We start from the raw sequence: 23,630 nt of genomic DNA, 5'->3' as shown, positions 1-23,630 counted from the left end.
AAACCTTTTTCCTTGCAGGATCCATATGGTGATGTATAATTATGGAATATACATCACTGTTCAACTATCTTATTTTTTTTATAGGACAATCTTATCTTCTATATAATAAGAATAGCATTTAAAACTTGATCCAAGTGTTTAATAAGAATGGGAGTGTTATGATGAAGATATTAAATATACTGGGGAGTTCTAGAAAGAACGGGAATTCAGAATATCTTACTGACCAGATGCTACAAGATGTAGCTTATAAAAAATTATTTTTACATGATTATCATATTAAGGATATTGTAGACAAACGTCATACTGAAGAAGGATTTCATCTAGTTGAGGATGATTATGAGGATATCATTCAGTCGTTATTAAGCCATGATGTAATTGTTTTTACAACACCGTTATATTGGTACGGTATGTCAGGACAAATGAAAACCTTTATTGACCGTTGGTCACAATACCTTCGTGATGAAAGGTTCAACTTTAAAGAAGAAATGAGTAAAAAGAAAGCGTATGTTGTCGTTACTGGTGGGAATAAGAAAATTGTAGCCCTACCATTAATTCAACAATTTCATTATATTTTTGACTTTGTCAATATGGAATTTGTTGATTATCTTTTAGGTCAAGGAAACGAACCGATGGACGTTAAGATGGATGAAGAAGCACTTTCAAAAGCAACATATCTTAACAATAAGCTAAAAACACAGTTGGAAGTAATTTAATTGAGTAGTTAATTGATTATAAAGAAAGCTTTGCTATTAAAAGATTATAAATATATAAATCTGAATATTTTATTATTGTAGAATTGTCGATTTTTTGACAGTTCCTTTTTTGTTTCTTACCAACTTTTAACTTTACAAATAATAACATCTAACATATAATTAGATTAAACATTTTATATATATAAACAATTTAGGTGGTGAATATAATGGATAATAACACATATTTTAAAGATGCTTTTATGCTATTAGAACAAATCAATAATTCTCTAATACATGAGATTGAATCGCTGCTTCAGTTTGATTTAACTCCAAAACAATCTGTACTAATAAACATTGTTCAAACATTCAATAATATAACTGTAAAAGATTTAGCCGAGAAGATGAACATATCTACAAGTGGAGTAAGTCAACTGCTTAGTAAGCTAGAAAAAGATAAGTATATTAAGCGAGAAATAAATGTTGACAATCGACGAGAAGTTCATATTAACCTGGATACTAAAGGGTTGGAGCTATATCAAGCTTCTAAAGAAATTGATAATAAAATTATAGATAAGTATTTTTCTAAGTTAGATGAGAGTGAAGCCGAACAATTTTATGCAATTGTGAAAAAACTGCATGGCATCGTCATGTCTGAGAAACAAAATATATAAGCATTGATTCAATATATTTAACTAGGCTTGTTCATGCAAACCTAAAGTATTTTCAGACAGTTAGATATAATGCACAAGAGTTACTTAATTGGCTCATAGAAGTTTCGAATTAAGATAAACACCAGTTCATAGAACTAATATTAAATATTATAAGAATGAAGAATGACATCGAAGGGTCACTGAATGCTTGGAATAATAACAAGTGGGGGATTAGTAAATGAACGTAGCTATACTCGTACTCGACATTCAAAAAGGTTTTATTAGTGAAAAAGCTCGAATGCCAGTAGCAATGCATCATATTGAACCGATGTTGACAAATGTTAATAATATTGTAGCGAAAGCTGATAGTAGAGATATACCTGTTGTGTATATTGGTAATGAATATGAATCTAATCAATTTATTGTAAATTTATTAACAAAAAAATCAGCACTAAAAGGAAGTGAAGGTGCTGAGTTAGATGAGAGATTACTAAGGGTGAATGATGTTAATTTTTCGAAAAACAAATCGAATGCGTTAAGTAATTTAAATCTTGTTTCATATCTAACTGCTAACAGAATTAATCATATAGTTATAGTTGGTTTATTTGCAGAAGCTTGCGTAACTGCGACTGCCCTCGACTCCATCCGTAAGAATTTCATTGTAACAGTAATAAGAGATGCAGTAGCAAGTGCGAATGATTCAAGGAGAGAGAAGTCCTTAAAGTATTTGAATTTCAAAGGGGTTGGCATTATCGAATCTTCTCAGTTATTCGAGAAGGCCGTTAATTAACAGGCTATAGAAGAAAAAATAAATCAAGATGGGTAGGTTATGTTTTCTGTATTCCTTACAAGGCAGCCCTTAAAAATTTTGACTGTGATGTTGTTTGATTTTTGACACGCTAGTTTTATTAAAAAAATCCGAAATCAATACGGAAACAGCCAATAATGATGTTGAGGAGGAAGGACGGTGCTTAATACAATGACTCATAAGTTGATAAAAAAAGAACTAGATAGTGCTAAAAATGCAAGTTTAGCAGTTGGTGTTGTAACACCAGAAGGAAAATTTACAGACGGGCAGTTTAATCACGACTTGAATGAAGGAGAAATTGGGGATTGTATATTTGAAATTGGCTCAACAACAAAGACATTTACTAGTTTATTGTTAGCAAAACTAGTCCAAGAATCAAAAATTTCATTAGATGAACCAATTTCATCATATAAGCCCGCGTACAAAAATGCACTCAGTTATGATGGTAAAGATATTACCTTTCGGCATCTCTCAACACATAGTTCACGTCTACCAAGAGAAGATATGAAAAAGCTACGTAAAAGGATAAAAGAAAATAAACAAGATAAAGATAATTTTTACAAGCATTACACACATGAAGATTTACATCAATTCTTCATTGATTTTGATTTAAAAAAAGAGATTGGAGCCAAATGGGGTTATTCCAATATTGGGATTGGATTATTAGGGAATGTATTAGCTGAAATTGTTGGAATGACTTATGAGGAAGCAATTAAAACGCACATCTTACATCCTTTAAACATGAAAGACACGTTTATTACAGGCAATGAAGAACAAATGAAACGCTATGTACAAACTTATAACAAAAAAGGTGTAATGATACCTCCTATCGAATTACCTTCAATACAAGGTGCTGGTGCATTTAAAAGCACTTTAAATGATATGTTAATATATTTACAACACCAAATGGGGATGAAAGAAAGCTCGCTTAAAGAGGCAATTGAGTTAACACATGAAATACATGGAAATTCTTCAAAGAAAACCATGCAAATGGGTTTAGGGTGGTTTATTGAGCAAAAAAATGGAGCTCTTCTCCGATTATTCATCATGGTGGAACGACGATAGGATTTCATACGTACTGTGGTTTTCTTAAGGAAGAACAAATAGGAATCGTTGTATTTTCTACAATTCAACTAACAACGACAAGAATAATCAAAATATTATTAAAACTAACTGGCTTAATAAATGAGGATATTGCCGAATCAATCTACTTAGAGCATCTAGCATAATAACATATTAAAGCTGTTTTCACATAGATTGTTGTTCTTCATACTAAAGTATAAACAAGTATACAACTGGTACATGTAGTATCTATTTTTCTTAAAGGTATTGACGTAACAATCCCCTGTTAAACTGTAAAGATGATGTGAAAATAGCAACAAGGTTCATGCCAAGAGATCTAAGAAGTAGGTTTGAAAGGAAGAAGAAGCTATGGGTTCAAGAATCATGCATCTATTAATTGCAAATCGTATTGCTGATCAATTCTCAATTAAAGATAAAACTACCTTTCTTTTAGGTGGGATTGCACCTGATGCAGTTTCACCTAAAGATAAATCACATTTCTATAAGGGAGATGTAAATGATTTCTCAAGGAGTATTGATTATGAAGCATTTTTACAAAAATATAGTTCTTACAAAAAGTCTCATTATATATTAGGTTACTACACGCACCTAATTGCTGATCATATATGGTTAAAAGGATTTTACTTACCATGGTTAAAAAATCGTATGGAAAATGATCATAAGATTTTTCAACTATACCATAACGATTTTAGCTTGTTAAATAGTAAGTTATTAACATACTATGGCTGTACTAATGAATTACATGAATTATTATTAAAGCAGAGTGAGATTGTTCAGCTAGATGAAATAACAGAAAATGACGTAAAAGAATTTATACCATACATATTGGAGGATATGAATACTAAACAAAGTGATCTTAATGAGCCGTTACAAGTGTTCATGTTTGACCAAGTTGTTGGTTATGTTGAAACATCCATTGACTTAGGAATTCAGAAAATCAAATCATTAATACAATGAAGATAAGTGAGGGGAAAGTGAGAAAAAAGAAGAAAATAGTTCTTTTTGTATGTGTCATTGTTGTTATGTTAATAGCTTTGACTATAATGAACCCAACAACAGAGGATTTTACAGCATTTTCAGAAGAAAAATATGGTAGGATGCCACCTCCACCAAAGAATATACCAGTCGAAATTGAAAGGATCGATTTCGTTATATTCTCAACGTATACACAAATGCTAGGTTATGAATCAGGAATCACTCATTTAGGTATATTCGGGTATTTTTTTCAAATTTCAGAAGGACAATTTGATTATCCATGGTGGTTAGACTTGTATAACTAGACTATTATCATAAACCTTGTTGTTATTATTACTAACGAAAAACTATAAGTGTCGCTACCCCAGCCCTATTATTATTACGTACAATAGTATGCCAAATTTTTTAGATGTATACGTGTTTATAATGTAGTAAGCATATTAACAGAATTGTATATAGTAGAAAGATTTTTTGGTGCACAGAGGAAAATGAGAGAAATATAAAAGAAGCTATGATCATAAGTAGAGAAGAAAAAATCTAGAAATGGATAGTGGAAAACGGATAACAATTGTTCATTTGTATTCACAGTAAGTTCAAAAGACAACATTAGAGAAATTAAAATATATTAATTTTTTACTTAGGATATCATTTTTGGGAGGAAGTAGTGAATAGTAATAGTAGGATTTTACATTGTATTAACGTCAGGCCTTTAACAATGACTGATTATAACAGTGTCTTATATTGGAGTAAGGATGAATCTTTTTGTTTAGCAAACGGTTGGGAGTACAATCAAAACTCTAAGGAACTATATCAGTGGTGGCTTAATTGTGTAAATAATAAGTCTGAAGAGCTTGTTCGTTTGGGCATAACGTTACATGATCGGTTAATTGGATATGCAGACTTAGCTAGTATTAACAATAATACTGCCGAACTTGGCGTTGCAATTGGTGAGAGCGCATTGTGGGGAAAAGGAATTGGTTTTTATTCTGCTGAATGTATGATGCAATATGGGTTCGAGGAGTTAGGAATTACAGTTTTTAACGCTGAAACCCATGAAGCAAATGTTCGTTCCAAAAAAATGCTTGGTAAATTGGGATTTAAAGAAATTAGTAGAGTAGGTAATGAAGAATATTTAGGGACTAATGGGCAACTAATACAATATAGATTGTTTTATAAAAATTGAAGCACTTTAGGAATTTAACGATTTTTAACTTCATGGTCAGGTAGAAAAACAACACTTGTTATTCGATCAACATATCATAACAGGTGTTGTTTTTTGTTGTCATTAATTTCGAATCGATTGTAAGGACTGATTGTAAAACATAGGTAGAAGGGGGAGTAATTAATTTTAGAACTATGATGTTGCTGCTGTACGCCTTTAATACTCTCTGAGATTAAGCTTTAATTGTTTTTTCATTTTTTGAGGAGGGTAAGCGAAAGTGAGATCTCCTAACTTGGGCATTGATATTCAGATGCTTGTGGTTTAGCGGTTATGTCACTGCGGATTGTGAGTCTTACCGTATGGCCAAAAATAGAGCTCGAGAAGCATCTACACTATTAGTGGAGTATGCTCAACAGTGTATATCGATAGTATTGGTTGGTCACGGCTTTATTAATATGCTTATTGCTAAAGAGCTACAGAACAATGGGTGGAAGGGAAACAGGAGACCAAGCTCTAAACACTGGGATTGTACTACATATACCTTAAATCTGTTACAGTCTCAGAAGTTTATCTGCTATGTTGTATGATGTGAATGAACAATCATTTAAGTTTGGTTCAAAATCGGCAATAGTAGAAAACGATTTATTGATAGGGAGGTTACATGTATCATGTTTAAACTACTAATATTAATGGTTCTTGTCATAACAGCTGCAGCTGGAGTGACTGCAGCTGTAGCATTAATCGCTAGTTTAAAGAAAAGAAGTTAGCACTCATGAGGTGGTGCTAACTACCCTTATTCTAAATAGCATTTAACGTTTTTCTTAAAAAGTCTCCATTATTAAACGTGTAAAGTGTTTAAACCCAATGGTAAGGTGGAGATGAATTGCCGATGACGATAGCCAAATTAGGCTATAATTTACTCATGACTAGTACTATGGCAAAAGATGATATAGATTTGAGTGATTTTGCTATGATTAAACCAGCTTTCCTACCGCTCATTAAATAATAAAGGCACAGATAGATTTCCATTCGATGGACATCTATAAACGTACGCGGGAAGAAACGTTCAAGGAGACGAAGGGCTACTTTCATCTTTGAACTGAAGCTCCACTTCAAACGTTTGATAAGTGCCAAGTAGTTCACTGATTGTTAGTCAGCACAAATCATCACGAGGTTTCCATCTAGGTCTTTAATAATGAAAAACGCTATGTCATCAAATTCTTGTATCGGTGAATGAATCGTGTAGCCAAGTTTTTGAACGTATTCGTAAGAAGCTGCTATATCTTCGGTGAAAAAGCTAAATAAAGGATGAGGAGAAGGGCATACGTGTTGTGTATGCCCTTTAGTTCCTGCATCCAATAACAAATTTGTATAACCATTAACGTTCATGTTAAAAACAGGTTTGTCAACCTTCCTTTCATCATAACTTTGGCCTAGTAAATGACTATACCATTTTACAGACTCTTTCATGTTACTTACAGGGACAAATGTTATGTTCAACTGATTTTTAATAGGACTTTGCAAAATTCCACTCTCCTTCCATATTTTAGATTCCAAATAACAGAATCTTATTATATAAGACGAAGTTAAACAGTGAATTCTTACAACGATAATAAATTTTTGTTTTTATGACATTGATTGTTGCTTTAACATTCGTGACATCTTTTCTTCGCTAAAGCCTATAAAAACCATATAAAACGCATTAGTTACACAAATGAAGTGAAAAACAACAAGGCTTATGAAAAGAGCTTAAATTTTCAACAAATAGACTTGATTGTTGTATTCGTGCAAATCAAATAATATGTAATAAACAACTAGGGGTTGTGTCATCTTTTTCTTCTTAACAATATGACAAATACAATATCACTAGAGCTGTTCTAATTTAAGCTTAAGAGTAATAATTTTCAGAAACAAGAATTTTAGAAAATGTGATAATAGTATCTAGCATTTAATTGCACCTCTAACGCTTCAGCGGCCCTTTTCATGATATCCCACGAAAAACAATAAAATTTCCAGTAAGTTATTTTGTTGTCTGTAATTTCTAAATAATGGATATTATTTAAGTATAGTTGATTATCTTGTTTTTTCTCCATTTCAACTAATACACGTTGACCCCACAATTCTATATAATTTACAACGATATCTTGCTGATCTCGTACGATGTTATGCCAATCATTTAAGGAATTGTTACGTGTCTCGTTTGCTCCCATTTCAAAACCTGAATGAACTATATCTGTAACGATATTTTCATCAAGTAATGAAGCGATTAGCTTCGCATCTTTTTTTCTGAATCCTTCAAGCAATAAGTTCATAGTCTTGCTTGTTTGAACATCTGTTTTGTAGTCCTTTAGGATAACTTCTTGAAGGTCAAGGTGTTTTTCTTTCATGATGTTTCTTGCTCTATGTATATTAGTATGTACTGCTGATTGGCTCGAGCCAATAATTTCTGCAATTTCTTTCCCTTTAAATAAGAAAACATCTCCAAGGATTAGCGTCACATATTGGGTAGGTGTTAACAAAGTGATTACAATTTCTAAATGCTCAATAAGCTCGAATTGATAATTGTCTAGTTTGTCTTGGCTAACAGTTGCTTGTATGATGTCGGTATGCTTTTTAGTTTTTCTCATTTGATCAATCCATAAGTTTGAAGCAATTTTAAATAAATACGATTTTGTATTTACTGGTTGATATACTTTCGCTAATACGGATAGTGATTTGAGCAAAGTGTCTTGGACTAAATCTTCAGCATCCCATGGGGATTTAGTTAAATGCATACAAAATCTCCACAAATCTTGACGGTATGGTTCAATTTGGTTTTTGAAAGCTTGATCAATTGATCGTAAAGAATTGCCAAGCTCGTTCAAATTGGTAGTAGACATTTCCATCTCCTTGTCACTTTGATAAACAATGTTTCATCAGCACGTTATAGTTTTTTGTGTAAATTAGGTCGCTATGAATGTTGCTTTTCATATAAAGGATATGAACGCGTATACAAATCACATTCGGGGCATCATAGCAGCTTATAAGAAGAAATTATATCAATTCATCATTAGTTTTTAGTAACTACAACGTTTAAACAAACTCTTTAAATTGTTGAATCATGTTCATGCAGGAAAACTTGAGACCCTTCATAAATCTCACCTGTAGCGACGACTGAAGCATATACGCCAAAAAATGCCTCCCGTTCTTTAACGATCGTCTTTAATATGTTCGGATTTATTTCTGTAGGATTTGTAGGGTCAACATTAACATAAGCACATCTGACACATTTCTTATCTATTTTGTATCTTGTTCCGTTTATTGATAGTTCTTTACCGATCCAAGTTTCTTCCTCAAATGCAATATTACTTTCAAGGTCTATAACGATATTTGGTCTAAATCTCCCTATATCCAATAATTCACTTTTACATAACTCGCTTATTTTTGCTAAAGATGCGGTGGAAGTCAATAATATGTGATTTTCCCAATACGATCCTTTTTCGCTCTCAGGATCATGACTTACTTTAGAGATTGATTCATTATCTAGAAGAGTTGAAAGCTTTTTATCTAGTGCTAGATCACCCCAATCGTAAGTCGTACCGTCAATCGACGTAATACTAACTTTAGGTTCTCCATTTGCGATAGTGTATTTAGCATTGTAATTTACTAACTCGGGTAATTTATCAATAGTTAAGAATTTTGAATTTATTTTATATGCAAAAGATCTGTCTCCCCATATGCCATGATGATGAATAGGAGCATTTTTAAGCCGCTCTCCACCGAATGCTTTAACTGGATATCTATATAATTTACTTACTCTACCTACCTTCATTTGAGCCCTCCTTAATAGGTCATTTATATTACTCTCATTGTCAACAATTAGTAGGAAGGTTGTCAACCTAATAATCTCATTAGCTAATTAGGTAATGTATTTTATGAATGTAAACATATAATATAGAAGCAAAAGATAAAGGATGTAATTAAAGAAAATTCATCCTCCGAAAAAGCTGATTGTGCTTAGAGATATAACCAACATTAATCATATTGTGAGGTGTAGTAATGTGGCTTGCAGGGTTTAGGTGGATGTCAATAATTGTAGGAGTGATGATGGGCGCAGGATTTGCATCTGGACAAGAGGTATGGCAATTTTTTGGCGAAGGTAGTGAGTTGGCAATTGTGTTGTTTATGTTTATATTTACTTTTAGCTGTTTTGTAGTTTTATCAATAAGCTATGAGGAAAAAACTGATCATTTTTTACCGATTTTACGTAAACTTGTCGGTATGAAGCTCGCTCAATTTTATGATGTACTCATTGTTTTTTATTTATTTGCAACAACAGTTGTCATGACAGCAGGTGGTGCAGCAGTGCTAGCACATTTTAATGTACCCTATTGGTTAGCTATTATGATCTTTTTGTCACTATTAACTTTGCAGTTTTTCTGGGGGTTTAAAGGGTTAATTATAGTTAATTTTTACATTTTTCCAGTTCTTATACTCGGATTAATTATGACGCTTATTTTGTTTATGAATCAACTGGAGGAACCGTTTATATTACAATGGGGTGCTAAACAAAACTTGTTATCAGCATTTACATTCACTGCATTTAACATTTTGCCGATCATAGGGGTACTTGGTGCAATTGGCAAGAAGCTACATACGAAAGGGGAAGCAGTGATCGCAAGTATTGGGAGTGGATTAATATTAGGTATCATATGCATAATTTATAACCAGTCATTAATACGTATACCTGTAGATGTAAATGAATGGGAAATCCCTCTATATGCCATTTTAGATTATTTCCCGATGATCATAATTATTATGATGTCGTTGTTTCTATTTACTGCAATTTATACAACTGCCGCGTCTGGTATATTTGGATTATCAGCTAGATTACGAGAAAGATTCCGTATACCTATTTGGCTCTTTTTAATTTTAATATTTATACTTATTATTCCGTTAACAACATTCGGATTTTCAGCATTAGTTTCAGTGCTATATCCATTGGCTGGTTTTATCAACCTATTATTATTAATGTCTATTCTAATATATCCATTAAGAGTCATTGTTAATAAGAGAATGAAAATAGAGATGCCGTCTAATGACAGATGAATGTACTCATCTGTCATTTACACTGTTTTTTCCTGTTTCTAATTGCAAAATAAAGAGCTTCTAATACTAACCAACCATCACTTTTCTTCTTGATAAATCGGTATGGTATGACATTAATAATGACTAAAAAATATGAATAAAGTATGAATAACATGATCATGTCATATAAATGATCTGGCACCAATCTTATAAATAGCAAGATAGTAGTAGCCGTAATAAAATTAAATATAACGCCTCCTAAATGGATGACACTAAGCTTTAAATTAGATAAAATATGTCTTTCCTCCCAAAAGCAATACCCCCCTAAAAAAAACAGCAGTCGTATCGACACTGTTTTTGTTGCTACGATAATAGGACCCATTCCTAACGATATCTCTTTGATTTTAGCCTTGAAATTTGCGGCGAAATAAGCGTGACCAAGTTCATGAATTAAATGTACGAGCGTAACAATGAACAAAAAATATAATAATTCCAAATAAAAACCACCAATATTTTTAAAACAATTATACTATAAAGGTTTTTGAGAATCATAGATGCAGCTAAAACATATATTTAAATTTTCTTTGACATATCTATAGCGATATTTTATGATTGTGGTAAGACCACAAGATTATTGCTGACTTACCAGTAAGTAATTTATAACATAGAAAATAATGAGGGTACTTATTTGTCTCTGTAAAATTTTGAAAATTACAACAATGGAGGTGAATGATTTGAAAGAAAAATCAATTTCCGAGAATTCCTCAACAACAGTAGAAAATACCTTAATTAAAGCTGTTTTGAGCGGAGAATATCCCCCTGGAAGTACGTTGCCTTCAGAAAGAGAGCTTTCTGCAACGTTAGGTGTAGCACGTCCTACTTTGAGAGAGGCACTTCAACGTTTAGCTAGAGATAAATGGTTTACAAAAAGAAAAGGGCATGCGACGATCGTAAATGATTTTTGGAAACTAGGGAATTTAAATACACTCGAAAATATCATCACAAATACTGACCAGCCTAACGGGCAATTTATCGTTCATTTATTAGAAGTGAGAGCAGCTTTAGCTCCCGAATTTGTTCACAAGGCAGTATTATCTAATCCTGCTAAGGTTGTGGCAGTACTAGCAAATAGCAGTGAATTGGAAGATGATTGTGAGCAATTCACATTATTTGATTGGAAACTCCAAACAAAATTAGCAGAATTAGCACAAAATCCGATTTACTTATTAATAATGAATAGCTTTACTGAAATATATAATTTGATGGGGAGGTTGTATTTCTCACATCAGGAAAATCGTGAAGTAACACGTGAATTTTACCTTAAGCTTTTAGCAATGGCTATGGCTGAGGATGCTGATAAAGCTGAGCAACTGACCAAAGAAGAAATGATTAAAAGCATAGATTTATGGAAAAAAAGCCAAAGTATTTAATTGAATCATATTTTGTAAGCGTTTTCGAATGGGTGTATATGAACATACAAAAGATGAATGAAATGTTATTTTTCACGAAAACAGCTTAAAAACCTGTAGAAATATATATGAATATAGGGGGAAAAACAAATGAGAAGATGGAACGGTTGGGGTGACGATACAGTAAATATGGACTTACCAGCAGGGGCAAAGTCCTTTTTAGAAAATGAATTGGGTACGAGTCAGGGTCCTGAGGATATATCGCTAGAGAACGCTATAGCCAATGTTCCAGCATCAAAATTACCTGATCACCGTCTCGTTAGCAAAGATCCACTCGAACGACTGAGACATTCAGTTGGTCAAAGCTTGGGAGATTTTATTGCTATTCGTAGTGGAAAGATACCAACATACCCGGATGGTGTAGCATATCCAACAACAGATGAAGATGTTCGTGAACTATTAAAATATGCTTCACAAGTTGAGGCAAATGTCATACCTTACGGAGGAGGCACGAGTGTTGTTGGACATTTAAGTGCTCTCCCTGGAGACAAACCTACGCTTACAATAGACATGGGGCATATGAATAAATTACTTCATATTGATGAAGAAGGTTGTCTGGCGGAATTTCAAGCTGGTATACGTGGACCAGATTTAGAAGCAGCGTTAAAAGCAAAAGGATTCACGTTAGGTCATTTCCCACAGTCGTTTGAATACTCCACACTTGGTGGCTGGGTTGTTACTCGTTCAGCAGGACAGCAATCATTAAAGTATGGACGAATTGAAAGGTTATTCGTCGGAGGTGTGATGGAAACACCTGTTGGTAGCTTGAAGCTACCTAATTTACCTGCATCAGCAGCTGGTCCTGATTTGCGTGAATTCGTAATGGGATCTGAAGGAAGGTTAGGGATTGTAACTAGGGTAACGATTAAAATAACACCAATTGCAGAAGAGGAAAAGTTTTATACTGCATTTTTTCCAGGTGCTGAGCAAGGGATGGCAGCAATTAAGGAAATTGCACAAAACAGTGTACCTCTTTCTATGATGCGCTTAAGCTTACCTGAGGAAACAGTTTCTCAATTAAAGATGGCAGGGGACAGTAAAACAATAGCTCTGTTAGAGAAATGGCTTAATTTTAGAGGTGTAGATGACAATAAATGTATGTTACTATATGGCGTCACTGGTTCAAAAAAACATGTAAGTGCTGCTCTTAGTGAAGCACAAGCAATGATTAAAAAGCACCGAGGTGTGCTCGTAGGTACAAAAGCGGGTGAACATTGGGTGAAAAATCGTTTCCGCTCACCGTATTTACGTAATAGCCTATGGGAAGAAGGTTATGCAGTAGATACGGTAGAAACTGCAACAACATGGGATCGAGTTCCCGCTACTGCAGAGGCAGTGGAAACTGCATTTCGGAACGGCTTAAAGGATATCGGAGAAAATGTTTTTGCATATACTCATCTTTCACATGTCTATCCCCATGGTTCTAGTATCTATACAACATACTTATTTCGAATAGGAAATACACCAGAGGAAACGAAACGACGTTGGGAAGTGCTGAAAAAAGCTGCAAGTGAAGCCATAGTGAAGAATGGAGGAACCATTAGTCACCAGCACGGAGTAGGGGTTGATCATCGACCATATTTAGAAGCAGAGAAAACACCACTTGGCATGGAAATGATTAGAACCCTAAGCAATACACTTGATCCAGAAAAAATAATGAATAAGGATAAGTTACTATAGAAGGGGTGTTTATAATGACAAGCCGCGTTGAAAAGTGGAGAAGTCTTAATGAACCTTGGGATGTTATTGTTATCGGAGGTGGAATAACCGGTGCAGGCATACTTCGGAAAGCGGCAAGCCTTGGATTAAAGTGTTTACTGTTGGAGAAAAGAGATTTTTCTTGGGGTACATCTAGTCGCTCAGGGAAGCTCGTTCATGGTGGATTACGCTATTTAAAGCAAGGGCAAATCAAAACGACTTATCAGTCTGTATCTGAAAGAGAAAAGCTTCTGCGTGAATGCGAAGGTTTAGTTGATCCATTAGGGATACTCATTCCTTTTTATGATGATGATCGTTTAGGTTCATTTGTATTACAAGCAGGCTTGACTGTATATGATATGATTGCTATGCGCAGAAATCACCGTAAGTATGACTCTGCTAATGTGAGTATGTTGGCACCAGGTCTTAGACAGACAGGGCTAAGTAATGGCTTACAATATTATGATGCAAGGACTGATGACTCTAGGCTAGTACTTAGAGTGTTGAGGGAAGCTGAACATCAAGGTGGAGTTGCTATTAATTATGCTGCAGTAGAAAATTTAACTAAAGACCAAGGCGGTGAAGTGAACGGTGTTGTAGTAAAAGATGTTGTGACTGGGCAAGTGTCAGAAGTTAATGGGAAAGTGATAGTAAATGCAACAGGTGTGTGGGTTGATCAACTTCGGAAACAAGTGGGGGAGTCACCGAAAATGCGTCCTCTTAGAGGCAGTCATTTAATTTTTCCACATTGGCGATTCCCACTTTCACAAGCTGTTAGCTTTGCCCATAAGAAGGATGGTCGTTACATTTATGCGTTCCCTTGGGAAGGAGTAACGCTTGTCGGTACAACGGATATTGATCATCATCAATCACTTGACGAAGAGCCAGGTATTAGTGTTGAAGAAGGGAAATATTTATTTGAATCATTAGATGAGATGTTTCCAGCGTATAATTTGAAACCTGAAGATGTGATTTCGACGTTTGCGGGCATTCGACCTGTGGTAGATACAGGCAAGGAAGATCCTTCAAAAGAATCCAGAGATCATTGTGTATGGACAGAACATGGTCTATTAACTGTAACTGGAGGAAAATTAACGACATTTGATATTCTCGCAAAGGAAGCAATTAATAAAGTATTAAAAGTAGTAACACCATCTAGCACGCTAGCATCGAATGACCTATCAACTGATGAGTCTAAAGATGTAGATGTTAAGTGCAATTTAAACGATACAATCAGCCGTCGATTATCAGGGCGTTATGGACATGAGTGGTCAACATTTGCCGATGAATTGGATCAATCTGGCTGCGAACTAATACTAGATTCAAATACAATATGGGCTGAATTACGCTGGGCTGCGAAGTACGAATCTATCGTTCATTTAGACGATCTGTTACTCCGTAGAGTTAGACTCGGTATGATACTACCTGAAGGAGCTATTAGCATACTTGAACGACTAAAAGTAGAGGTACAGTCATTGCTAGATTGGGATGATGAACGTTGGGACGATGAAGTGGCTAGGTATAAGAAATTATGGAAGCAAGGGTATAGCCCAGATTTATTACGGGAAGTTAAGTGAGGGAAATCGTGCTATAAAATTTGGTGCAACAGAGGATTGTGATAGGTGTTACAACTATTTATGGAGTACGAATGTTAACATTTACAAAGTTAAGACATATTAACATGAGTAATCAAGGCATCTCAGGAAATAAAGTACGTTTATTGAATCATTTCTTTGAGCTATAACGGAACTGAAATAGATAGGGGTATGAAGAAAGCCTCATAACTTTATTAAATATTTTTTTAGAGGCTGTTTCATGTTTGTTATTCGTGGGGGGGAGGAACAACAATGGATGAAACGGTTTTGGCAATTGACATAGGAACTCAAAGTGTACGGACATTAGCTTTTGATAAACACGGTCATTTAATAGATTATACGAAGGTAATTTTTTCACCAGCTTATTTTTCAAATCAACCTGGATGGGCTGAACAAGATCCTGAATATTATTGGAATTGTTTGGTGGAATCTTCTAATAAATTATTTGCGCAAGGTAAAGTAAATAAAGAGGCAGTTGTATCAGTGACGGTAACTACGCAAAGGGGAACGATGGTTAACCTTGATCGTAACAAACAACCATTACGACCTGCAATGCTTTGGTTAGATCAACGCAGATCAACAGAATGGCCTGAAGTTGGGACAGCGTGGCAATCTGTTTTTCGACTTGCTGGATTAACAACAACACTTCATTATTTACAAGCAGAGGCAGAAGCAAATTGGATCAAGCAGCACCAACCAGATATTTGGTCGAAGACCGCGCATTATCTACTGTTATCAGGCTACATCAATTATAAACTTACAGGTGATATTGTAGATTCAATAGGAAACCAAGTTGGGTATATTCCTTTTGATTACAAAAAGCAGTCGTGGTCAGCAAAGAAACATTGGAAATGGAAGGCTATTCCTGTTGAGGAAAAGATGTTACCAACCCTTGTTCAGCCAGGAGAAAAGCTTGGTGTGCTCACTTCAAAAGCCGCTGCAGAAACAGGACTTCCTGCGGGCTTGCAGGTCATAGCAGGGGCAACTGACAAGGCATGTGAAGTATTAGCGACAGGTTGCCTAGCTCCACATAGAGGGAGTGTTGGATATGGGACAACAGCAACAATAAATGTGAATTCCAAAAAATATTTAGAACCAATTAAATTGATACCACCATACCCTAGCGCTGCTCAAGGACAATATAATTTAGAAGTACAAACGTATCGAGGATTTTGGATGGTTTCATGGTTTAAGGAGCAATTTGCAAATGAAGAAATGATGCTAGCGAATGAAGCTGGCGTTGCTGTAGAGGAGTTATTAGATGATTTAGTAGCAGATGTTCCTCCTGGTTCAATGGGGTTAGTACTACAACCATTTTGGTCTCCAGGAATTAGGTATCCAGGACCAGATGCAAAGGGTGCAGTGATCGGATTTGGTGGTGTGCACACTAAAGGTCACTTTTATAGGGCATTATTAGAAGGTTTGGCATATTCTTTACGTGAAGGTAGAGAGAGAATCGAAAAACGGACAAAGGTCCCTATGACAGAACTCGTTGTTTGTGGTGGTGGATCTAAGAGTGATAAAATGCTGCAAATAACTGCTGATATATTTAATTTGCCTGCTAAACGCCCTACTGTGAGCGAATCATCAGGATTAGGAGCAGCTATTTTGGGAGCTATGGGAGCGGGAATTTATTCTACTGTTGAAGATGCTGTTAATAATATGACTAAAGACGGAGATGTTTTCGAACCACTAAAAGATAATGTAGAGTTATATGATCAATTGTATCGAGAAGTATATAAGAAGATGTATACAAAATTAATGCCGTTATACAAATCTATTCAAACAATTACAGGCTACCCAGCGCATCTATAATAAATTATTAGATTGTTAGCAACTTGTATAACACGAATGATGACAACTTATACGATTAAAAACCAGAGATGATCTTCATTCATCTCTGGTTTTTAGCTTATAGATTAGTAGAATGAGAGCATATTTATCCAAGTAAATCTTTACTCGTAACCACATAAATATAAAAATTATGCTACTTGTTTGTTTTTAATCGCTTTGTAGAGCAACATCATAAACATAACTGTAAATAATGCAACTAAAGGATAGTTCACAACCGGATCTAATACAGGAACATCGAATAAGTTAAGAGCATGAAATGGTTTTGTGAATTCTGGTGCAGTCATGAAATTTGAAAAGCTATACTTCTTCACATATTCCCAATAAGGAACACCAAAGTTAATTGTCGGTAATAAAAAGGTTACTGCGCTAATGATAAACGAAACTAAGGTGCTTTTTGTCAAGGCAGAGACAGTTAAGACGAACGCCATAAACGCAATCGCTACTAGTAGATGAATACCAATTTGGCTAAAGAAATATTCGATGGCTGTTAAAGCATATGGTGATTCTGGATATCTTAAAAATTGAATAGATGAATTCCACCCAATATTCCCATAAATATATGAATTCATGATTATATTGAACGTGACCCATACAATTGTTAAGAATAATACATAAATTATTGAAGCGATTATTTTAGCTGTGACACCTTTTCTCCGACCATAAGTTGAGCTATATATTAACTGATCCATTCCTGTATTCGTTTCATTGACAAAAATAGAAGCTAGTCCAATTAACATCAAGATTCCAGTAAAATATGGAGCAAACCTTTCAACAAAATCTATCGTGTTTATTGGCCCTTGATTATACTGAAAGGTATCTAATTTCAAATGATTTAACATATTAATTTCCAATAGGGCTGTTTTATAAGAAATATCATTTTTTGATAATTTGTCTAACTTTATTTCTAGTTCTGTTATTTTCGATTTAATGTCACGCGTAGTATTATCATTAAATAATATTTGTTGAACGATATTATATTTAGCAAGTTCTTCGTCAGTTAAGGAGCTTGTTGGTGTATATGCATAAGGTATAGAGTCTAAAGTTTGAGTAGCTTCCTCTACTCTCTCACTAGTTAAGTTCCCTTCCCATTCTTGAGCAAATGTGTTAAGTTCTTCTTTGACCTCAGTCGCGTATGTGTCTGCTTTCGGTGAAACATTTCGCGATTCACTTACCATCACGAGGCTAAATAGAAGAAACATGAGTACCATTACAATATAAATTCCCTTTTGTCTAAATATTTTATATAGTTCAAACTGCAATAGTTGTTTCACTGTGTTGCCTCCTGATCAAAATAGTATAAATATAGATCCTCTAGATTAGGCTGTGCTGAATGTGCTCTATCATCTGGTTTGGTTTCAGAAATGATTCTAAGTCCAATTTCATTTTGCTGACGAATTATATTTCCCACCTTGTATTTTGCTTGGAATGCTTGAACCTCATTTTCTGGGACATTCACGGTCCATACATATCCTTGGATTTGCTCGAGCAGCTCATCAGGCTTTTCTTTTTGAATGAGTTGACCGGCCTTTAACACCAGTATTTCCTTTGCGATGAATTCGATATCTGAGACGATATGGGTTGATAACAGCACGATCCGATCTTTAGAAATAGAAGACAATAAATTTCTAAATCTAATTCGTTCTTTCGGATCGAGTCCTGCCGTTGGTTCATCAACGATTAACACTTTTGGATCGTTTAATAGTGCTTGTGCAATACCTAGCCGTTGTTTCATCCCACCTGAAAATTTGCCAACCTTTCTTTTCCGATGCTCGGTTAAATTAACAACCTCTAATAGATCATCAATCTTTTTCTTTGCTGTATTCTTCTCAATTCCTTTTAATGAAGCAATGTACATTAAATATTTCTCAGCTGAAAAGGTCTTATATAAGCCAATGTACTGAGGCAAATAGCCGATAACATCACGATATTTTTCATCCAACACTTCAATATCCTTACCGTTATATAAAATTCGCCCAGAAGTCGGTTTAATAAGTGTCACGAGCATGCGCATTAAAGTTGTTTTACCAGCTCCATTTGCACCTAAAAAACCATAAACACCCGCTGTTAAATCAAATGACACATTGTTTACTACAAATTTATCTCCAAACTGTTTAGTTACATTTTCAATTGTTAAATTCAAGGGAAACACCTCTCGTTATTTTTTTAATTTGAAATATAAAAAATGTTACTGCTAATAAAAAAGCGATAATATAAAAGATGACTGGTCTAGATTCCATATATGTTATGAGTTGTTCATTACTCATGTAGATTCCAACGAAACTTATCCACAATATGACTGTTAACGGTGCTGCAATTTGCCCTTTTAATTTTGAGGCTAATAACAACCCAAATGATGCGACAAGAGTAAATGGAAGGATCCAATACATGAGTACCTTCGTAAGCAACATTTGTCCATCTCCAGTAAAACTTAGTAATGTAATAAGAAATACCATGAGAATGAAATTATACACACCGGTGACGACCATTTTAGAAAGCATCAGCTGCTGTGCGTTGTATTTGCATGTTAATTCTAATTCTAGGAAGTTTCTATCTCTGCCTTTAAAGACCTCTAGCAGTCCTAATAGAAAAGGTACGGGAGAAAGTAGCATTATTGCAAAATATGGATTACCAGAAGTGTTCATCGTAAGCAAAAAACCAATTAGGAAAAAAGTGAGATTGGTAATCCAAAATGATTTATCAATAAAAAATATCTCCTTCGTTGATAGTCGCAGCAAATCTGCTAATTTATCTAATTTGCTTTTTTGCTGTCTTTCAGGCACATACTGTCTAAGAGTATCAATTGTTTGATACATTTCATCTTCACTTGGAAACTCAACTGAAAAATCATCTAATGTACTGAAGTGTTCAAGTTCTTTGTTAATTTGAAGATTTATGTCATCCCTGTTGCTCATACGAACCACTCCTTTCTAAAATCATTTTTAATTTGGCCATACCTTGCTTTAGTCTTGATTTTACGGTTGAGACATTCGTATTTGTCACCTGGGCAATTTCTTTAATTTTCATGTCATGGAAGTATTTTAATAAGATTGCCTCACTTTGAAATTCTGGTAGCTCATGAATTGCACTTTTGATCATTTGTCTGTTCTCACTTCTCTCAAAAATATAATGCACTTCTTCATTTTTATTCGACTGAAAGCTCTCATCAAATTCTTCTGTCTGTGATGCTTGTTGATAGGCTTTTGATCGAAAAAAATCTCGACAGTGATTCACAGCAATCGTTAAAAGCCATGTTTGGAACTGGGCTTTCGATGAGTAACTATGAATGCTTTTCATCATTTTGATGAAAATTTCTTGTGTTAAATCATAAGCGGTTTCTTTATCGCCAATCTTCCGATAAACAAAGGCATATACTACTTTATAATGTCTTTTTACGAGTACTTCCATGGATGCTTGGTTCCCTGCTTGAATATCTTTTATGAGCTCTTTATCGGTTAGCAAATTTGTTCACCTCAGCTAGTTTAACGAAATGGATGTTGAAAAAGTTTTAAAAGAGCTAAACGAAAAAACTGGAAATCTATGCTTAAATACAGTGCAAATAATGATAGTTTTTCCTATAAACAGTAAAATTAGTTAACAAGAATGGGTTTTTCAGCGTTAAGTTGAATGGATATAAGAACTCTTTCCGTCACATGTTTAGCTATCTTAAGGAGGTATTATTCTCCCCACGGTTTAATGGAACGGGCTGTATACTTGTGTTTGTTGGCATAAAGTGGGAGACAGTTAAAGGGAAAGGGGACCCGTTTCATGCCTGAAGTGATCGCAGAATAGAATGATATATATAGGGTATTAATTGTTTAGGAGATCATAAAAGGAGGTCGTAATTTGAGTAAACTAAGAATAAGCTCAGGAGTTCTTACATGTTTCGTTGGATTTATATACTTATCAGGATTATTTGGTCATGTTGAATCTGAGGTCATTACATGGGGACTTTTTATTGCGCTCTTAGGTGGCTCAATTATTTTTATTGAGCTGCAGGAGGATAAGTCAAAACGCTTAAAAGTCATTAGTAGCTTCATGTTACCCATAATTGCTTTTCTTCAATTATTGCCAATTTATCTTTGGTTTTCGTACTATGGAAGTAGCATATCTGACGGTACACCATCAACCAGCTTTCTTGCTCACTATTTATTTGCGGTTCCTCACATATCTACGATCATTTTATGTTTGCTAAGCTTGTATCCATTGACAAAAGTAAAGAAAGCATAATCTGTGCTTATAAGACTAAAGTCGTATATAATGATCAATCTAATTAATGAAAGCTTATTATAATTCCTATGCTATAATTTACCTATTCTGTTGAGAGTAGGAAAAGCAAGGTGGTTTATATGAATAAACGTTTTTATGCATTGCTTATAAGTCAAACGTCTACGAACTTGGGTTTCTCATTGTATACAATGGCTGTTGTTATGACAATATTCAAGGAGACGGGTTCAACTACATTATCTGCGTTGGTTACAATACTGAGTCTAGCTTCAAGGTTAATTAGTGCATTTTTGCTACCATCAATTTCAGATAAATTTGCATTAAGATCGATCCTTATATTTGCTCAAAGTATCCAACTGCCATTCATTATTGTATTAGCAGTGCTATTAGTGCAAGAATATACAATGCCGATTATGTCGTTACTATTTAGTACTTTGACAGTGGTTTCTTTTTTTAATGGTTGGTTTGGACCGATTAAATCTACCCTCGTACGTTCTGCAGTAGCAGAAGACAATAGAGTACGTGCAAATAGTTTACTAGCTACTGTAGATCAAACATTTTTATTAGCTGGATGGTCGATTGGCGGCATACTACTTCAGTTTGTTGGGTTATATGTAACATTAGGCTTAACATTTTTGTTGATTTTATTATCCCTATGTTCATTAGCAACAATCAACATACAAGCTGTCATGAACGATACTAAACGTGAGCCCTTTGTTGTCCGTATAACAGAGGGATGGAAATACTTATTTAAGCATCAAGGCTTAAGGGTTATTGTTACGATGGATTTAATTGAGGCATGGGTTGGAACTATTTGGCTTGGCCCAATTACTATTGCTTACGCCTATGAAGTATTAAATAAAGGAGAAGCATGGTGGGGGTATATTAATAGTGGTTATTATTTAGGTGCAATCATTGGTGGGATACTTATATATAAACTATCTACAATGATGCAAGATAACTTAACGATCTTTATGATAACTGGGGCGTTTTTATTTGGGATGCTGACCTTCACGTATGGTTTAATTACAAATGCTTATTTAGCGCTGCTATTAGTTGTATTAATGGGACCAGCTTATCAAATGCGTGATATGGCACAAGTAACAATGACTCAAAATAGTGCTGACGAAAGAACGTTAACGAAGGTCATGGCTGCGAAATCTACACTTATACAATTTATTTCTATTGTCTCTATGTTAGGAATAAGTCTATTTGCAGACTGGATTGGTGTGAAATATGTGTATATTTTTGCTGGAATCTTGTTAATTAGTTCTGCTATGTACGGTTTTATACATTTGTACATCCTTAAAAAGGGTGTAGTGTTAGAAAAAGAATTAGAACAACCTATGTAATAAAGATATTTTCATATGTGTATGTATAAGATATTACTATTAAAATTATTACGGCTCTCGTCACAGAATTAATGGTTATTGTATAAGATAACGATAACAATACAATTTTTTTACAATTGTCGTCGTAAAAAAATGAGTAGATGTCACTAAACTGTAATTGTATGAACGTTGTTTTACTTAGTAAGAAAAGGCTCTTATCGTGAACTTTTGTGCTTTTTTACTCACATTTGAGTAACTGGTGCGTATCATATGATTTTTGTAATCTAGAGAAAGAAAAGTGTATAGCTCTTATTGTGGAAAACATCTTAAGAAAAACAACAATCAAAGTAATACTGTAAATAAAAGTAGCACGAAATTCAATGTTCTTAGTGAAAAAGAACAACAAGCTCTCAAGAGAAAACAATCAGTAAAGGGAATGCAAGGAACGATCATCGTCCTTATATAAGGGGCAAAATTGCTACGAATGGTAGTTAAACAGTCGAACTAATAAATGGATGAAATTTACACTTATATATGCTATATTATAATTGGATAGATGATATTATTAAAAATGAAAGCAGACTATAGGTGCTTGAACACCAACAGTCTGCTCATACAATAGTTTTCCCCTCAAAGGGGAAGGCAGCGGATGATATAATCCACCCTTCTTTGCCGACAAGCTCAAGGGTGGTTATTTCTTGTTATCGAAAGACAGTATCGCGATGATGAGAATCCCAAAAGAGACCATTAAGCTCACCGATTCATATACCGTCAAGGCATCACCCCCTCTCCAATAAGGAATGACGGGTTCAGCCTTCACACCCTTGAGTACCAACTATTGTATTACTTCCATTATAACACTATTATGTAATAAATTATAAAAATATTTAATATATAGATTGCAAGTTAGCTTATTGTTTTCTTATTCGGAATTAATTACTGAACAACAAAAGTAAGGTCGTTCAGTAGATAAGATATGAATGAATCAACATCCGATATGGATTCCACATGATAATCTAGAA

General features: G+C 34.4%; 24 protein-coding genes. 15 read left to right on the top strand and 9 right to left on the bottom strand.

What is annotated here, in order from left to right:
- Window positions 1–161: 161 nt before the first annotated feature.
- The 8 genes from JM172_RS07045 to JM172_RS25120 all read left to right on the top strand — a co-directional run bounded on the left by JM172_RS07045 (window position 162) and on the right by JM172_RS25120 (window position 6,376).
- Window positions 162–713 (top strand): flavodoxin family protein, encoded by a 552-nt coding sequence (locus JM172_RS07045; protein ID WP_250886548.1) that lies wholly within the window; start codon window positions 162–164, stop codon window positions 711–713.
- 206 nt (window positions 714–919) lie between these two features.
- Window positions 920–1,363 carry a MarR family winged helix-turn-helix transcriptional regulator gene (locus JM172_RS07040; RefSeq protein ID WP_214481396.1) on the top strand — a complete coding sequence of 148 codons (444 nt, stop codon included), beginning with the start codon at window positions 920–922 and terminating at the stop codon, window positions 1,361–1,363.
- Window positions 1,364–1,580: 217 nt separating this feature from the next.
- A complete protein-coding gene (locus JM172_RS07035) occupies window positions 1,581–2,132 on the top strand; it encodes a cysteine hydrolase family protein (protein WP_214481395.1) in 552 nt (183 codons plus the stop codon).
- A 177-nt stretch (window positions 2,133–2,309) separates the two neighbouring features.
- Complete coding sequence (locus JM172_RS07030; protein WP_214481394.1) at window positions 2,310–3,215, top strand: serine hydrolase domain-containing protein; 906 nt, start codon at window positions 2,310–2,312, stop codon at window positions 3,213–3,215.
- Between the two features lie 366 nt (window positions 3,216–3,581).
- Window positions 3,582–4,190 (top strand): zinc dependent phospholipase C family protein, encoded by a 609-nt coding sequence (locus JM172_RS07025; RefSeq protein ID WP_214481392.1) that lies wholly within the window; start codon window positions 3,582–3,584, stop codon window positions 4,188–4,190.
- Between the two features lie 86 nt (window positions 4,191–4,276).
- Window positions 4,277–4,513 carry a hypothetical protein gene (locus JM172_RS07020; RefSeq protein ID WP_250886547.1) on the top strand — a complete coding sequence of 79 codons (237 nt, stop codon included), beginning with the start codon at window positions 4,277–4,279 and terminating at the stop codon, window positions 4,511–4,513.
- Window positions 4,514–4,872: 359 nt separating this feature from the next.
- A complete protein-coding gene (locus JM172_RS07015) occupies window positions 4,873–5,391 on the top strand; it encodes a GNAT family N-acetyltransferase (protein ID WP_352223054.1) in 519 nt (172 codons plus the stop codon).
- Between the two features lie 862 nt (window positions 5,392–6,253).
- Window positions 6,254–6,376 (top strand): hypothetical protein, encoded by a 123-nt coding sequence (locus tag JM172_RS25120; RefSeq protein ID WP_284730437.1) that lies wholly within the window; start codon window positions 6,254–6,256, stop codon window positions 6,374–6,376.
- 143 nt (window positions 6,377–6,519) lie between these two features.
- On the opposite strand, the gene JM172_RS07010 is transcribed toward JM172_RS25120, so the two are convergent.
- From JM172_RS07010 to JM172_RS07000, 3 genes are all read right to left on the bottom strand, one after another.
- Entirely contained in the window at window positions 6,520–6,894 is a 375-nt protein-coding gene (locus JM172_RS07010) for a VOC family protein (protein ID WP_214481390.1), read from the bottom strand.
- Window positions 6,895–7,289: 395 nt separating this feature from the next.
- Complete coding sequence (locus JM172_RS07005; RefSeq protein ID WP_214481389.1) at window positions 7,290–8,249, bottom strand: RNA polymerase sigma factor; 960 nt, start codon at window positions 8,247–8,249, stop codon at window positions 7,290–7,292.
- 206 nt (window positions 8,250–8,455) lie between these two features.
- A complete protein-coding gene (locus JM172_RS07000) occupies window positions 8,456–9,181 on the bottom strand; it encodes an MOSC domain-containing protein (RefSeq protein WP_214481387.1) in 726 nt (241 codons plus the stop codon).
- A 251-nt stretch (window positions 9,182–9,432) separates the two neighbouring features.
- Between JM172_RS07000 and JM172_RS06995 the strand changes: the two genes are divergently transcribed.
- The gene (locus tag JM172_RS06995) at window positions 9,433–10,458 is read left to right on the top strand and encodes a hypothetical protein (RefSeq protein WP_250886546.1); all 1,026 of its coding nucleotides are present in this window, start codon (window positions 9,433–9,435) and stop codon (window positions 10,456–10,458) included.
- Between the two features lie 13 nt (window positions 10,459–10,471).
- Here JM172_RS06995 and JM172_RS06990 read toward each other — a convergent pair whose 3' ends face one another.
- Complete coding sequence (locus tag JM172_RS06990; protein ID WP_214481385.1) at window positions 10,472–10,933, bottom strand: site-2 protease family protein; 462 nt, start codon at window positions 10,931–10,933, stop codon at window positions 10,472–10,474.
- A gap of 238 nt (window positions 10,934–11,171) precedes the next feature.
- Between JM172_RS06990 and fadR the strand changes: the two genes are divergently transcribed.
- From fadR to JM172_RS06970, 4 genes are all read left to right on the top strand, one after another.
- Window positions 11,172–11,867, top strand: a complete 696-nt coding sequence (gene fadR / locus JM172_RS06985) for a fatty acid metabolism transcriptional regulator FadR (RefSeq protein WP_214481384.1) — start codon at window positions 11,172–11,174, stop codon at window positions 11,865–11,867.
- Between the two features lie 129 nt (window positions 11,868–11,996).
- Window positions 11,997–13,586: an FAD-binding oxidoreductase gene (locus tag JM172_RS06980; RefSeq protein WP_214481383.1), complete on the top strand. Its 1,590-nt coding sequence runs from the start codon at window positions 11,997–11,999 to the stop codon at window positions 13,584–13,586.
- A gap of 14 nt (window positions 13,587–13,600) precedes the next feature.
- Window positions 13,601–15,181 (top strand): glycerol-3-phosphate dehydrogenase/oxidase, encoded by a 1,581-nt coding sequence (locus JM172_RS06975; protein ID WP_214481382.1) that lies wholly within the window; start codon window positions 13,601–13,603, stop codon window positions 15,179–15,181.
- Between the two features lie 270 nt (window positions 15,182–15,451).
- Entirely contained in the window at window positions 15,452–17,014 is a 1,563-nt protein-coding gene (locus JM172_RS06970) for an FGGY-family carbohydrate kinase (RefSeq protein WP_214481381.1), read from the top strand.
- Between the two features lie 167 nt (window positions 17,015–17,181).
- Here the strand turns inward: JM172_RS06970 and JM172_RS06965 are convergent, their stop codons facing one another.
- The 4 genes from JM172_RS06965 to JM172_RS06950 are packed head-to-tail and all read right to left on the bottom strand — an operon-like array spanning window position 17,182 to window position 20,512.
- The gene (locus JM172_RS06965; protein WP_214481379.1) at window positions 17,182–18,324 is read right to left on the bottom strand and encodes an ABC transporter permease; all 1,143 of its coding nucleotides are present in this window, start codon (window positions 18,322–18,324) and stop codon (window positions 17,182–17,184) included.
- Window positions 18,321–19,202 carry an ABC transporter ATP-binding protein gene (locus JM172_RS06960; RefSeq protein ID WP_483297245.1) on the bottom strand — a complete coding sequence of 294 codons (882 nt, stop codon included), beginning with the start codon at window positions 19,200–19,202 and terminating at the stop codon, window positions 18,321–18,323. Before JM172_RS06960 ends, JM172_RS06965 begins: the two co-directional genes overlap by 4 nt.
- Window positions 19,177–19,965, bottom strand: a complete 789-nt coding sequence (locus JM172_RS06955; protein ID WP_214481376.1) for a hypothetical protein — start codon at window positions 19,963–19,965, stop codon at window positions 19,177–19,179. The genes JM172_RS06960 and JM172_RS06955 overlap by 26 nt, the downstream gene beginning before the upstream one ends.
- Window positions 19,949–20,512 carry an RNA polymerase sigma factor gene (locus tag JM172_RS06950; protein WP_214481374.1) on the bottom strand — a complete coding sequence of 188 codons (564 nt, stop codon included), beginning with the start codon at window positions 20,510–20,512 and terminating at the stop codon, window positions 19,949–19,951. The genes JM172_RS06955 and JM172_RS06950 overlap by 17 nt, the downstream gene beginning before the upstream one ends.
- A gap of 384 nt (window positions 20,513–20,896) precedes the next feature.
- Between JM172_RS06950 and JM172_RS06945 the strand changes: the two genes are divergently transcribed.
- Both JM172_RS06945 and JM172_RS06940 read left to right on the top strand, forming a co-directional pair.
- A complete protein-coding gene (locus JM172_RS06945; RefSeq protein ID WP_214481372.1) occupies window positions 20,897–21,280 on the top strand; it encodes a hypothetical protein in 384 nt (127 codons plus the stop codon).
- Between the two features lie 119 nt (window positions 21,281–21,399).
- Complete coding sequence (locus tag JM172_RS06940; RefSeq protein WP_214481371.1) at window positions 21,400–22,629, top strand: MFS transporter; 1,230 nt, start codon at window positions 21,400–21,402, stop codon at window positions 22,627–22,629.
- Between the two features lie 670 nt (window positions 22,630–23,299).
- Here JM172_RS06940 and JM172_RS25395 read toward each other — a convergent pair.
- Window positions 23,300–23,428 (bottom strand): putative holin-like toxin, encoded by a 129-nt coding sequence (locus tag JM172_RS25395; RefSeq protein ID WP_352223070.1) that lies wholly within the window; start codon window positions 23,426–23,428, stop codon window positions 23,300–23,302.
- Between the last annotated feature and the right edge of the window lie 202 nt (window positions 23,429–23,630).

It is taken from the genome of Bacillus sp. SM2101, from assembly GCF_018588585.1.
GTDB lineage: Bacteria > Bacillota > Bacilli > Bacillales > SM2101 > Nanhaiella > Nanhaiella sioensis.
This window is presented reverse-complemented; position numbering and strand designations above follow the sequence as displayed.

Bases quoted from the DNA above. Each gene is read 5' to 3' on its own strand.
- JM172_RS07045 (WP_250886548.1), top strand. From the start codon at position 162: ATGAAGATATTAAATATACTGGGGAGTTCTAGAAAGAACGGGAATTCA.
- JM172_RS06980 (WP_214481383.1), top strand. From the start codon at position 11,997: ATGAGAAGATGGAACGGTTGGGGTGACGATACAGTAAATATGGACTTA.
- JM172_RS07040 (WP_214481396.1), top strand. From the start codon at position 920: ATGGATAATAACACATATTTTAAAGATGCTTTTATGCTATTAGAACAA.
- JM172_RS07005 (WP_214481389.1), bottom strand. From the start codon at position 8,249: ATGTCTACTACCAATTTGAACGAGCTTGGCAATTCTTTACGATCAATT.
- JM172_RS07020 (WP_250886547.1), top strand. From the start codon at position 4,277: ATGAACCCAACAACAGAGGATTTTACAGCATTTTCAGAAGAAAAATAT.
- JM172_RS06995 (WP_250886546.1), top strand. From the start codon at position 9,433: ATGTCAATAATTGTAGGAGTGATGATGGGCGCAGGATTTGCATCTGGA.
- JM172_RS07025 (WP_214481392.1), top strand. From the start codon at position 3,582: ATGGGTTCAAGAATCATGCATCTATTAATTGCAAATCGTATTGCTGAT.
- JM172_RS07000 (WP_214481387.1), bottom strand. From the start codon at position 9,181: ATGAAGGTAGGTAGAGTAAGTAAATTATATAGATATCCAGTTAAAGCA.
- JM172_RS06955 (WP_214481376.1), bottom strand. From the start codon at position 19,965: ATGAGCAACAGGGATGACATAAATCTTCAAATTAACAAAGAACTTGAA.
- JM172_RS06970 (WP_214481381.1), top strand. From the start codon at position 15,452: ATGGATGAAACGGTTTTGGCAATTGACATAGGAACTCAAAGTGTACGG.
- JM172_RS06940 (WP_214481371.1), top strand. From the start codon at position 21,400: ATGAATAAACGTTTTTATGCATTGCTTATAAGTCAAACGTCTACGAAC.
- JM172_RS06975 (WP_214481382.1), top strand. From the start codon at position 13,601: ATGACAAGCCGCGTTGAAAAGTGGAGAAGTCTTAATGAACCTTGGGAT.
- JM172_RS07035 (WP_214481395.1), top strand. From the start codon at position 1,581: ATGAACGTAGCTATACTCGTACTCGACATTCAAAAAGGTTTTATTAGT.